The sequence below is a fragment of the Arthrobacter pascens genome (genome assembly GCF_017052465.1).
GTDB classification, from domain to species: Bacteria; Actinomycetota; Actinomycetes; order Actinomycetales; family Micrococcaceae; genus Arthrobacter; species Arthrobacter pascens.
In genome coordinates, this window is record NZ_JAFHKT010000119.1 from 54,320 (window position 1) to 66,309 (window position 11,990).

General features: G+C 64.1%; 12 protein-coding genes and 1 pseudogene. 4 read left to right on the top strand and 9 right to left on the bottom strand.

All coding sequences use genetic code 11. The features are described 5' to 3' along the window. Window positions 1-77: 77 nt before the first annotated feature. The 4 genes from JYA52_RS06350 to JYA52_RS06365 all read right to left on the bottom strand — a co-directional run bounded on the left by JYA52_RS06350 (window position 78) and on the right by JYA52_RS06365 (window position 3,294). Window positions 78-890: an MBL fold metallo-hydrolase gene (locus tag JYA52_RS06350; protein WP_205652353.1), complete on the bottom strand. Its 813-nt coding sequence runs from the start codon at window positions 888-890 to the stop codon at window positions 78-80. Window positions 891-1,059: 169 nt separating this feature from the next. Continuing rightward, window positions 1,060-1,446 (bottom strand): VOC family protein, encoded by a 387-nt coding sequence (locus tag JYA52_RS06355; protein WP_205652354.1) that lies wholly within the window; start codon window positions 1,444-1,446, stop codon window positions 1,060-1,062. Between the two features lie 99 nt (window positions 1,447-1,545). Beyond that, window positions 1,546-2,343, bottom strand: a complete 798-nt coding sequence (locus JYA52_RS06360) for a hypothetical protein (RefSeq protein WP_205652355.1) — start codon at window positions 2,341-2,343, stop codon at window positions 1,546-1,548. A 93-nt stretch (window positions 2,344-2,436) separates the two neighbouring features. Continuing rightward, the gene (locus JYA52_RS06365; protein WP_205652356.1) at window positions 2,437-3,294 is read right to left on the bottom strand and encodes a prephenate dehydratase; all 858 of its coding nucleotides are present in this window, start codon (window positions 3,292-3,294) and stop codon (window positions 2,437-2,439) included. Window positions 3,295-3,484: 190 nt separating this feature from the next. Here JYA52_RS06365 and JYA52_RS06370 point away from each other — a divergent pair, with 190 nt between their 5' ends. Beyond that, complete coding sequence (locus tag JYA52_RS06370) at window positions 3,485-4,906, top strand: FAD-binding oxidoreductase (protein ID WP_205652357.1); 1,422 nt, start codon at window positions 3,485-3,487, stop codon at window positions 4,904-4,906. A 59-nt stretch (window positions 4,907-4,965) separates the two neighbouring features. Here the strand turns inward: JYA52_RS06370 and JYA52_RS06375 are convergent, their stop codons facing one another. The 3 genes and pseudogenes from JYA52_RS06375 to JYA52_RS23150 all read right to left on the bottom strand — a co-directional run. Next, window positions 4,966-5,310: a DUF202 domain-containing protein gene (locus tag JYA52_RS06375; protein WP_205652358.1), complete on the bottom strand. Its 345-nt coding sequence runs from the start codon at window positions 5,308-5,310 to the stop codon at window positions 4,966-4,968. Between the two features lie 3 nt (window positions 5,311-5,313). Then, the gene (locus JYA52_RS06380; RefSeq protein ID WP_205652359.1) at window positions 5,314-5,712 is read right to left on the bottom strand and encodes a YidH family protein; all 399 of its coding nucleotides are present in this window, start codon (window positions 5,710-5,712) and stop codon (window positions 5,314-5,316) included. A gap of 32 nt (window positions 5,713-5,744) precedes the next feature. Beyond that, a pseudogene (locus JYA52_RS23150) lies at window positions 5,745-6,261 on the bottom strand (formylglycine-generating enzyme family protein); the annotation flags it as partial. Between the two features lie 51 nt (window positions 6,262-6,312). Between JYA52_RS23150 and JYA52_RS06390 the strand changes: the two are divergent. From JYA52_RS06390 to katG, 3 genes are all read left to right on the top strand, one after another. Beyond that, window positions 6,313-6,606 carry an IclR family transcriptional regulator domain-containing protein gene (locus JYA52_RS06390; protein WP_240460022.1) on the top strand — a complete coding sequence of 98 codons (294 nt, stop codon included), beginning with the start codon at window positions 6,313-6,315 and terminating at the stop codon, window positions 6,604-6,606. 208 nt (window positions 6,607-6,814) lie between these two features. Then, window positions 6,815-7,471: a dihydrofolate reductase family protein gene (locus JYA52_RS06395; protein ID WP_205652361.1), complete on the top strand. Its 657-nt coding sequence runs from the start codon at window positions 6,815-6,817 to the stop codon at window positions 7,469-7,471. 35 nt (window positions 7,472-7,506) lie between these two features. Continuing rightward, on the top strand, window positions 7,507-9,708 hold the full coding sequence (katG, locus tag JYA52_RS06400) for a catalase/peroxidase HPI (protein WP_205652362.1): 2,202 nt from the start codon (window positions 7,507-7,509) through the stop codon (window positions 9,706-9,708). A gap of 566 nt (window positions 9,709-10,274) precedes the next feature. Here katG and JYA52_RS06405 read toward each other — a convergent pair. Together JYA52_RS06405 and JYA52_RS06410 are read right to left on the bottom strand one after the other, a co-directional pair. Further along, on the bottom strand, window positions 10,275-11,102 hold the full coding sequence (locus JYA52_RS06405; RefSeq protein WP_205652363.1) for a DUF1206 domain-containing protein: 828 nt from the start codon (window positions 11,100-11,102) through the stop codon (window positions 10,275-10,277). Window positions 11,103-11,261: 159 nt separating this feature from the next. Continuing rightward, the gene (locus JYA52_RS06410) at window positions 11,262-11,546 is read right to left on the bottom strand and encodes a hypothetical protein (protein ID WP_205652364.1); all 285 of its coding nucleotides are present in this window, start codon (window positions 11,544-11,546) and stop codon (window positions 11,262-11,264) included. Between the last annotated feature and the right edge of the window lie 444 nt (window positions 11,547-11,990).

Consider the following 11,990-nt stretch of genomic DNA (forward strand, 5'->3'; position numbering starts at 1 on the left):
CCGGTGTCGCCCGCGGGGTAGGCCTAATCGGTCCGGCGACATTGGTTGTTCGGAGCGGAGACGGCTGCGGATGGGGTTCAGGTCAAATTATCGAAGTCTCCTCGCGCCCAAGCAGCGTGCCGTTGGGCGGAATCGTGCAGGACGGCCTTGGCACCGGACGGGATTACGTTGTTGAAGTTGCCGTAGATCCGGTCGAACTTGAGCTCTCCAAGTTGCGCGGCGATTCGCAACGCCACCGCGCCGGATAGCGGCAAATGATTCGGGTAGCTGCGCATGAAGGCGATGGAGCTGCGGTCTGGATTCGGATACACGCTGTCACCGGTCAGCAGGACTCCTTTGCCATCCGCTCCTGCAGCCCAGTGCACCACCGCGCTGCCCGGGAAGTGCCCACCGGTCTGGTGCAGTGTCAATCCTTCGGCGATAGTTTGACTGCCGGACCAGTATTCGATGATTGGATCGTGGCGCCCCAGCCAGCGGCGGTCCGCATCTGCCACAAGTACAGGGACGCCTCCGAGCCGATGCGACCATTCGACCTGCACACCGAACATGTGTGGATGGCTGGCGGCGATCGCCAGGACCGAACCTCGCTCGAGCACGGCCTTCACAGCGTTGTCATCGACGTAGCCGACCGGATCCCACAGCAGCGAACCTTCGCGTGTCACCACGAGCTGAGCGGTCTGGCCGATCCCGACTTTTGGCTCCGTCTTGATCCCGATCAGTCCTGGTTCGTTCTCCTTGAACAATGTCTGCTGTCCCTCCTGCGCCAGCCCGTCCAGTGTGAGCCACTTTTGTCCGTCCTCGGGCACGTACTGCCGCTCATCGGTGCAGATCGGGCAGAGCTCCGGGGTAGGTTCATCGCGTTCGACGGCGCAGGTTGCGCAGATCAGCATGGGTGGTCCCTTCTCAGCGTATTGTGTCCTGCTTTCCGCCCTCTTCACCTTGGGCCGTGGGCTGGCGTGCCCAGAATATGGCACGCGAAAGTCTCCTAGGAAGAGGATCCTTGCGGTACCAATGGAGTTGGCAGGCCAATCGTTCTCATTGGCACCCGGCCCCAGAGTGTCATGCAGCATCCGATCCGTATGGACGCGTGATCGCCTCGAGGAAATGCCCGTCAGGATCCGCGAAGTAGACGCCACGTCCGCCGTCGTTGTGGTTGATCTGCTGCGGGCGGGACCGTCCCGGGTCCGCCCAGTAGGGGATGCCGTGGGCCTGGATCCTCGCGAAGATTCCGTCGAAGTCCTCCTCGCTGACCAGGAAGGCGTAGTGCTGCGGGGAGATGGGCCGGTCCGCCGTGGCGAAATCGAGGGCCACTCCGTGGTCGAGGGGTACGGTCATGAAAGACCACATGGCTTGGGGTTTCGGCAGTCCGAGCACGGTCGCCAGGAACTCCGCCGAGCGGCGCTTGTCCGTTGCGTAGACGATGGTGTGGTTGAAAGCGACCGTCATGGTGACCTCCTCGGGTGTTTTGTCTGCGACCATCTACGTCCAGCGCTCTTCAGATTTCAAGAGCGCCTATGTGGATTGTTGCTACTACGACAGGTCTGATTAGGCCTTGGCGACCGGCAGCACCAGCATGTAGCCGGTCGGCAGATTGCTGCTCCAACGTCGTGGCTCGCGGACGACGAACTGCGTCGCCAACTGCTCGGGGGTGAGCAGGGCGTTGGGCGCGGGGGATGGTCCCCACTGCTGGTCGCCGTAAGGGTAGAGCGGATCTTGGACGCGGATGCCGGTGACCGAGAACTTCGGGAACTGGTCGGGATCACCGAGCGACGTGAAGCCGCTCATCACCCATACGTGGCGACCGCGCCACATGACGAGCCCGACCGGCCGGCCCGTGTCGGCGATGGCTCGCGCCGCGGTCCGCAGCGTTTCGCCGTAGTCAGCGATACTGACGACGGCGTAAGGCCCCATCCCTACCTCGGTCAGCACCTTCGCCCAACCCAAGGGGTTGGCACCGTTGAACGAGTTGGACGACCGTGCCCGGGCCATCTCCCACAGTTGGCCCTGCTGAACGCGATCGGCCCACGTGCCGCCCCCCGTGTCGTCGGTGACGTTGTGCATGATCTGGATGCTCGCTGCCACACACCAGTCAAAGGTGTACTGCGGCACGAAGTCCCCCTCCTGATAGAGGTTGAGCGCGAACGCCCGTGGCACCGGGGTCGGGGTGGGGGACGGGGGCCGGTGAGGGGCGGGGACGTCCTCGCGGGCGGCCGGCGGGGCCGAGGAGGTCTGGATCGGTCGATCGGTGGCGGCCTCATCGAGTCTGATCGCGGGCGCGCAGCCCGAGAGGAGGGTCGCGGGGATGACGAACCAGGCCAGAAGACGGAGCTGGGCACCGATCATGGTCAATCCAGTTTATCGCGACGCACCGGGAATGCGTCGTGCAGGGGCGGCACCCCTGAAACGGAACATTCGCCGTCCCTCCAAGCAGGTAGGTCAGTCGTTCGCTGCCTCCCCGGTCCTGAACTCGGCGGCGGCATACACACCCAGGATCCTGACCTCGGTGGTGAAGAACTCCAGTTCCTCCAAGGCCAGCTGCAACGGCAGGTCCGCGGGGTGGCCCTCGACATCGGCCATGAACATGGTGGCAGCAAACTCGTTGCCCACCATGTAGCTCTCCAGCCGGGTCATGTTCACGCCGTTGGTGGCAAAACCGCCAAGGGCCTTGTAGAGCGCGGACGGGACATTCCGGACGCGGAACACGAAACTGGTCACTGCCGGTCCGGGCAACTCGTGCCGGGTCGGCAGTTCCGCTTCCCGCGCTAGAACCACAAATCGGGTGGTGTTGGACGGGTCGTCCTCGACGCGAGAGGCCAGCACTTCCAGGCCATAGATCTGGGCCGCGAGCGGGGGAGCGAGGGAGAGTTTGGCGGGGTCGTTCCACTCCCGCACTTCGCGGGCAGATCCCGCAGTGTCGCCGGCGATGACGGGGCGCAATCCTGCTTCGCGGATCAGGCGCCGGCACTGGCCCAGGGCGTGAATGTGGCTGTGGACCTCGGTGGCAGCGTCGATGGTGCTGCCGGGGATGCCAAGCAGGTCGAAGTGGATAGGCAGAAAGAACTCGCCGACGATCTGCAGCTGGGACTCGGGGAGCAGGATGTGGATATCCGCCACCCGACCGGCGATCGAGTTCTCGATCGGAATCATGGCCAGATCCGCCTCGCCGCTGGCCACCAGTTCAAAGACGTCCTCGAAGCTGGCGCACGGAACGCTTTCCAGTACGGGGAACATCTGCTTGCAGGCGATATGGGAGTTGGCGCCGGGCTCACCCTGGTACGCAATCTTTTGGGTCACGCTCCGTATGGTTTCACGACCCAACCCCGCCCACCCAAACCGGGTCGCACCGAAGGTCACCAGGATCCTTCGAAGTCCATTGTTCGGCGCACCGGTCGAATCTATACTGGCGACACCGCGAGCTGTTCGAGATCGAATCCACTACAGGACCAGGTGTACCAAACCCCGATGGAACGGAAGCAGCAGACCGATGAGCACAGGGCATCAGGCGGACCAGGACGGCGAAAAGGACCGCGTCCTGCAGGAGTTGCGCAGGCACCTGGCAGGCTCGGTGATCGAGCCGCAGGATCCGTTGTATGACGAGGCCCGGGCGGTATGGAACGGCATGATTGACGTGCGTCCGCGGGCCGTCATCCGGGCGGGAGCCGTGGGAGACATCGATCCCGTCCTGCAGGCAGCCCGGCGCACCGGCCTGCCCCTTGCCGTACGCGGGGGCGGGCACAACATCGCCGGCCATGGCACTGTCGAAGGCGGTCTCGTGCTGGATCTCGGCCAATTGCGCGGGGTGGACGTCGATGTGGAACACCGGCTCGTAACCGTCGAGCCCGGGGCGACCCTGGCAGACGTGGACCGGGCCACCGCAACGCACGGACTGGCCGTGCCGCTTGGGGTGATCAGCGCCACAGGGGTTGCCGGACTGACCCTCGGCGGAGGGGTGGGCTGGCTGACCCGGTCCAACGGTCTGAGCCTGGACAACCTGGACTCCGCCGATGTCATCACCGCCACCGGAGAGCACCTGCACGCCAGCGAGCAGCAGAACCCCGAGCTGTTCTGGGGGTTGCGCGGCGGGGGCGGGAACTTCGGCGTGGTCTCGTCCTTCACCTTCCGCGCCCGGCCGCTGCCCGCTGCCGTACTGGGTGGAAATTTCTTCTACCGCCCGACCCGCTGGAAGTGCGCGCTGAGAGCCTTCGATCGGTGGACGCAGGATCTGCCCGAGGAGATGAACCCGATTGTCTCCTTCCTGGTGCTCCCGCCCGACTTCGAGATGGGCGAGGAGCCGTGGATGATCATCGGCTTCGCTTGGGCTTCGCAGAACCACCAGCCCGGGCTCGAGCTGATCGGGCAGCTGCGCGATGCCGCGCCCCCAGACGAGGAGGAAGTCGGGCCGACCGCCTGGCTGGAGTGGCAGTCTGCCATGGACAGCCTTTTTCCCAAGGGCTCCCGGGGCTACTGGAAGAACGTGTCGTTCTCCCGGATGGACGAGGTGGCCGTCGACGTTCTGGTCGGTTTCGCCTCTGAGGTGACATGGTCCGGGACCGGGATCGATATCCACCACATGGAAGGGGCCTTCGGGCGTGTGCCGGAGGAGACCACAGCGTTTCCCAACCGCTCGGCGAAGTACTGGCTGAATATCTACGGCTTCTGGCACGACCCGGCGGAGGACGAGCGGCTGAGCGCGTTCGCCAGGAACGCCTACGCTCTCATGCAGCCGTTCGGTGAGCACGGCGAGTACGTCAACTTCCTCGGCGCAGAAATCGGACAAGACATCATCGGGGCCGCGCGTCAGGCTTACGGGCCGGACACATATGACCGACTGGTGGCACTGAAGAACCGCTTCGACCCGCACAACCTCTTCCGCCTCAACCACAACATCGTGCCGACCTCCGCCTGAGACATCGGCGCGGCACGGCAGGCGCTCGGGGTTCGTGGCAGTGCTCCCGCCGCTGCCAGTTATGTGAGGGGCAAGAAGAGGACGGTGTAGATCCCCAGGACGGCGAGGACGACGACGCTCGCTGCGACGGCCGCCGTCGATGCGATGTCCGGGACCATCGCATTCTGTTGGATGCCGCGGATGGCACTGTGGAGGCGGCGCCTGCGGCTGAGGTTGATGGCCAGGGCGGTCAGGACGGCGGCGGCCACCAGCGTGCCGGCGAACCATCCGTGGTGGGGCATCCAGCGCAGGAAAATGGCGGCGGCTACCACCAAGGACAAGGTGGTGCGGCCCCAGGCAAGGTCCGTGCGCTCGGGTTGGAGGCCGGCATCGCCGTGTGTTGGGGTATTGCCCTGTGTCGGCACGGGTCAGGCGGCGCGGACCAGGACGAAGACGACCATGACGGCCGCGACGAGGGCGCCGCCAGCGGCCAGGATGGGTGCGATCCAGGGCAGCGGCAACGGGGTCTTGTGCCGCATGGCACGTTCGACGTTCAGCCAGCGGAAGAACGAACCTCCGCCGATGACGAGGGCGAGCATCAGCAGGAGCACCGCTATGGTTCTGCGAAGTTCCGGGCCAAAGAGGTCCGCCATGAAGGCCTCGACGGCGACGCCGCCCGCCAGCAAGGCCAGAGAGGTGCGGATCCAGGCCAGGAAGGTGCGCTCGTTGGCCAGGGTGAACCGTGGATCGGGCTCGGTTCCGCCTAGCAGGATCCGGGCGGAAAGTCCGCTTCGTCCACCACCGCTCCGGGGGTCAGCATCTGCCATGTGGGGTTCCCTTGCTGTCGACGGTGCCTGCTTCAGTTCAACGCTATGGTGCGAAAGCCTAGTTTGCCGGAGGAAGATTCTGGCGTGTTTGAGGTGCGTGCCGCGACGCGGTACCGGTTGCAGTAGGACTCGTGGCAGAGGTAGGAGCCGCCGCGCATAACCCTGCCCGCGCCGATGGTGGGTCCTTGCGGGTTGTCCGCTGGGGAGTTTCGGTAGTACTTGGGCAGGAACCAGTCAGCGCACCATTCCCAGACGTTTCCGGCCATCTCATACACAGGCCGTACCCGTTCGCGCGAAGGAGCCGACGGCGGCGGTACCGAGGTGTCCGTCGGCCCGCGTGTTCGATGCGGGGAAGGTGCCTTGCCAGATGTTGCAGCGGTGTTGCCCGTCCGGGGTGAGCTCGTTGCCCCAGGGGTACCGCATGCCTTCCAGGCCGCCGCGCGCGGCGTATTCCCATTCGGCTTCGGTGGGCAGGCGCCTCCCGGCCCACGTGCAGTAGGCGCGGGCGTCGTGGTATGAGACGTGCACCACCGGGTGGTCCGGAATGTCCTGGCATCATTATCGGCCGCACAGCGCAGCCGCGTCCTTCGCGACTTGGGTATGCCTGCGGTTACAAAGCAGACCATCGCCTCGCGGCAAGAACTCGAGGCGCAACTTCTGGCAGTGGCAGAATCTGGCTACGCCACGGTCCGCGGAGAACTCGAGGACGGACTCAACGGCATCGCCGTTCCCATCCGTGGCCACGAGGGAACTGTCATTGGAACTGTCAGCATCTCGGGTCCGTCTTTCAGGTTCCAACCTGAAAAGCTGCCCGGGTTGATTGACGAGCTTAAAAAGGCCGGCCTAAAAATCAGTGAAAGCATGGGATACGTGCACGTTCAAGTCGCTAAGTAAACAGGGAAACGCCGGCGCTGAGTCGCTGCGGCCTATTGAACGTCTACTCGCTCCGGGGATAGCATTTCCGGCACAGGCGTCGAAGCCGCATCTATCGACAACGTGGTGCCGACCAGGCCGTGGCTTGGTTAGACCCGGATGGGAACCCGGCTGTCCTCGGCTGAGGGGCCCAGCGGACATCGATGTCGATCAGATCGGGGAGACGGCGATGGGCGAGGCAACTGCGAAGGCGTCATCAGCGGGCCTGATGGTGGACCTGATCGTATCCCTGGACGGGTATGCCTCGGCCGAGGGGTGGCCCGGCTGGTGGGGTCTGGAGGGGCCGGAGTACCTGGCTTGGCTCGAGCAGGAGGGGGAGAAGGGCTACACCTTCCTTCTCGGGGCGAACACCTATCGGCTGATGTCCAGCATGTCGCAAGAGGCCGCGGCCGAGGGCTCAGGGTTCTCCGAGGATGAAGGGGCCAGCCTGACCGGCCTTGCCGCCGTGCCCAAGGTTGTCTTCTCCTCCACCCTGCAAGCGCCGCTGACGTGGCCGAACTCGGAGCTGGTCACCGGGGACGCGGTGGAGGCCGTCCGGAAGATGAAACGGACCGGGACCGGGCCCTTGAGCACCCTCGGGAGCCTCAGTCTTTGCCGGTCGCTACTGACCGCTGGCCTTGTGGACAGGTTCCGGCTGGTTGTCTTCCCCGTGATCACGGGCCGCACCGGTCGGGAGCGGATCTACGACGGCTATCCGGACGTCGCACTCGAGATGGTGGACAGCAGGACCTTCGACGGCCGGCTCCAGCTGCTCGAGTACGTTCCCAGCGTGCTCAGCGGCCCGCCGGGCAGCGGTCCACGGACCAATTCGCACAACAGTGACTAGCCATTAGAAGCGAACAAGGGGTAGGAGAACAGGACATGTCTGAACACGGCAGCGAAAGCGAGAACCCGGTAATTCCCTCTCCGACTGTAAAACCGAGTCGGCCCAGGACCAACCAGGACTGGTGGCCCAATCAGCTCAACCTGCAGGTGCTGCATCAGCACTCGCCCCAGGCCAACCCCCTGGACGTGGACTTCAACTACGCCGAGGAGTTCAAGACTCTCGACCTCGAGGCGTTGAAGCAGGACCTCATCGAGGTGATGACCACGTCGCAGGACTGGTGGCCTGCAGATTACGGCCACTATGGTCCGCTCTTCATCCGGATGTCCTGGCACGCCGCCGGCACCTACCGCGTCGAGGACGGCCGGGGCGGTGGCGGCAGCGGTGCGCAGCGCTTCGCTCCGCTCAACAGCTGGCCGGACAATGCCAGCCTGGACAAGGCTCGCCGGCTGCTCTGGCCGATCAAGCAGAAGTACGGCCGGAAGATCTCTATGGCCGATCTGATCGTCTATGCGGGCAACGTCGCCATGGAGTCGATGGGGTTCAAGACATTCGGCTTCGGCTTCGGGCGGACGGACATCTGGGAACCAGAGCAGATCTTCTGGGGCCCAGAGGACACATGGCTGGGGGACGAGCGCTACAGCGCGCCTGGAGATTTCGAGAGTCCTCTCGCTTCCGTGCAGATGGGCCTCATCTACGTGAACCCGGAGGGGCCCCAAGGCAACTCCGATCCGCTGGCAGCCGCCCACGACATCCGCGAGACCTTCCGCCGGATGGCCATGAACGACGAGGAGACGGTCGCACTCATTGCAGGCGGCCACACATTCGGCAAGACCCACGGCGCCGTCAAGGCGGACAACCTCGGACCTGAGCCCGAGGCTGCACCCCTCGAGCAGTTGGGCTTCGGCTGGAAGAACTCCGCTGGCACCGGCCACGGCCAGTACACGCTCACGAGCGGGCTCGAAGGCGCGTGGACCAAGGAGCCGACCAAGTGGGACAACGGCTTCTACGAGAACCTGTTCGAGTACGACTGGGAGCTCACCGAGAGCCCCGCCGGGGCGAAGCAGTTCAAGCCCAGGAATCCCGAGGCACAAGGCACGGTTCCCGATGCCCACGACCCGTCGAAGCGGCACGCGCCCATGATGCTGACCACGGACTTGGCCCTGAGGCAGGATCCGGTCTACGGGCCGATCTCGAAGCGCTTCTATGAGCATCCTGAGGAACTCGCTGAGGCGTTCGCCAAGGCCTGGTACAAGCTGTTGCACCGCGACATGGGCCCGGTTTCGCGCTACCTCGGTCCCTGGGTCCCGGAGCCGCAGCTCTGGCAGGATCCCGTTCCCGCCGTCGACCATGAGCTGATCGGTGAGGATGACATCGCGGCCCTCAAGGCTAGGATCCTCGACTCTGGGCTATCCATCTCCCAACTGGTCTCCACGGCGTGGGCGTCGGCGGCGAGCTTCCGCGGCACCGACAAGCGTGGCGGGGCAAATGGGGCGCGCATTCGTCTTGCGCCGCAGAAGGACTGGGAGGTCAATGAGCCCGCCGAACTGGCCAAGGTGCTGCAGACCCTCGAGCAGGTGCAGCAGGACTTCAGCGGCTCACTGCCAGGCGGGAAGAAGGTCTCCCTTGCCGACGTCATTGTCTTGGGCGGGTGCGCGGCCGTCGAGCAGGCAGCAAGGAACGCAGGTGTCGAGGTCACGGTACCGTTCGTACCGGGCCGAACCGACGCATCCCAAGAGCAGACGGATGTCGAGTCCTTCTCCATGCTCGAACCGAAAGCGGACGGCTTCCGAAATTATGTCCGCGCTGGACAGCAGTTGCCGGCCGAGACTCTCCTGGTGGACCGTGCCTTCATGCTGAATTTGACCGCACCTGAGATGACGGTCCTCGTCGGCGGGTTGCGAGTCCTGAAAGCCAACTCCGGGCAGTCCGACCATGGCGTATTCACCAACCGGCCCGAGGCCCTCACCAACGATTTCTTCGTGAACCTGCTCGACATGAGCATAGAGTGGAAGGCATCCGCCTCCGAGGAAGACGTCTACGAGGGTCGCGGCCGCACCATGGGCGAGCCCAAATGGACGGCAACAGCGACCGATCTCGTATTCGGGGCGAATTCGCAGTTGCGCGCCATCGCGGAGGTCTATGCCTGCCAGGACGCGAAGGAAAAGTTCGCCAACGACTTCGTCCAGGCGTGGGACAAGGTCATGAGCCTCGATCGGTTCGATCTCGCCTCCGCCTGAACTCGTCCTACTCAACTGGCCGAAAGTTGCCGCGCCCCTGGTCGGTGAGCGCGCCAGTCGCTCTGTGTTGCAGGGTGCCTCCGCCCGGGTCCGGTAAGCCGCGGAACGAGGCATCACAATTTCAGATGTGATTGTCCTGTTTTATGAGCTATGCAGATGCCAGCGAGACAGTTGGGACCCCAAGACAGTCTGCGACTTGGCACTTTTCCGTCCGCCGGGCCTCGTCCCGGGCCATTAGTCGACAACGTCTCGTCGAGGTGGCGCACTGAAACCCTCAACCGTCCGTCGGAGGGCTTGCAGCGGGATCGTGGCTCCGTGATCGGTAGGTCGTGGCTCACGGCGGTCTGATTGGGCACGATGAGCTGCTGCAGCGGCGTTCCGTAGGCATCGAGCTGCTGCACGAGCACGAACAAGTCCATGTCGTCAGACGGGTTGAACTGGGTTCGAGTCCCACCTCGGGCAGAGTGTTTCCGCAGGTTAGAGGGGCTTTGGCCTGTTCAAGACCATGCCGGCGAGCAGTCGGTCATTCGGTCGCTGAGCAGGAGCTGGCCGCGTCGGCGAGGGGCTTACATCCGCGCGAATTTGGTCTTCACCATCAGGTAGAGCCCGTAACAGACCAGACCGGCGCCCACGGCGGTCAGCATGTAAACCCCGTACGGCTGCTCGCGCAGCGCCCTTAGCCCGCCATCCAAGCCGGTGGACTCCCGAGGGTTGGCGTTGACGGTGGAAATGATGAACAGCAATCCCACCAGAAACAGTGCGACGCCCTCGGCTATATAGCCGACCACTCCCAGCCCCGTCACGACGGACCGTGCGGTGCCCGAGGGTGGCAACCGCAGTTCCTTCTTGAACGATCCTTTGACGCCGAGGACCACGAAGACAAGGCCGGCGATGGCGATCGCGGCCCCGACGGCGATCAGCAGGAACGCACCCCCGGGCGCTTTGATGATGGCGACCGTGAAATCGCTGGTGGACTGTCCACTGGTCTGGCTGTTTCCGCTGGCGGAGGCAGCAAACGTCAGTGCGATGACAGCGAACACCACCGCCTTACCGGCTGCGGAAAGCTTCTTTCCCACCTTCTTCCTGGCCTCCAGCTGACCGTAATCGAACACGGCGTTGCTGGTTTGCCAGAGAGCCAGAGCAACGCAGGCGGCGAATCCGGCCCACAGCAGCAGCAGACCTTGCGGCTGGGCGGCGAGTTGGGCGACTGCACCTGCCTGATCCGCCGGTCCCGACTGTCCGGCCTTGCCCAGTGCTAACTGGATGGCGACGAAGCCGACCAGAAGGTGCAACAGGCCGGAGACAGCAAAACCTGCCCTGGCGGCAATCACGAGAGCCCTCGAGTTCGATGCATCCTCGACCGCGTTCGCGGCGTCCTTCAGCTCTCTCTTCATTTCCGGTCCTTAGCGGAAGCGCAAACGCAGGTACGGTGTGCGTAACGCCTATTTTGTCACGGGAGTCCACCCACAGACAGGCTTGGTCGGAACCAGCGAAGACAGCATCCGCGGGAGCCTGTTCGGTCAGGAGGCCGTCGCTGCAGTGAGCGTGTCAGATCAGCTGTTTCCGGGATCGACGAGGCTGTGCTCGTTCTCGTCCTGCGCAGGGGCATCCTTGAGTCCCACAGGTGACAGATCCATGTCCTCCGCTGCGGCGGCAGGTTCGTTCTCCTCAGCGTCCTTGTCCGCAGCCCCACCTTCCGGTTCCGGTCCTTTAGTCATCGCTCGTGATTCGGACGCTCCATAGGTGTCCGCGGCGGGATTTCCAGGCTTGCCAATGGTTTTTTCTTTACCAGCGGCTGTATCGGTGTTTTCTGCGGCGGGGACGGGATTCTGTGTCATGAAGTGACCTTCATCTTTCCGGTGTAGTAATAATTTGATCGTGTGCTGCTGACGTGGGCGGTCTCGCACGCCTCGGAGGACACGAATGACCCGCACGGCTGGCCTCTGACCCAACCGAGCCCGAGGCTCCTTCCAGTCTTTTCTTCGGAGGGCGGCCGTGATCCGGTTTTCCCCGTCGGCAATCACGGAAGCTTGAGAGCATGCCCGCACCTAAGGGGGAGGGTCGGTGCTCGCCGTCCGCATCGTTAATGCCAGCCGGCGGGGCATCCGGGCTGACCGAGTTAATTTGCGCCGTCTGAAGGCCCTAGGTGTATTTCCCACGGAGGTTGTGAACAGCGTGGCGTGATGTAAGAAACGAGAGCCTCCGGTATCGATTTGGGTTACCACACTCATCTCGACGCCAGGAGGCTCTCGTGTCCTACGTTACCCATGCCAACGCTGACC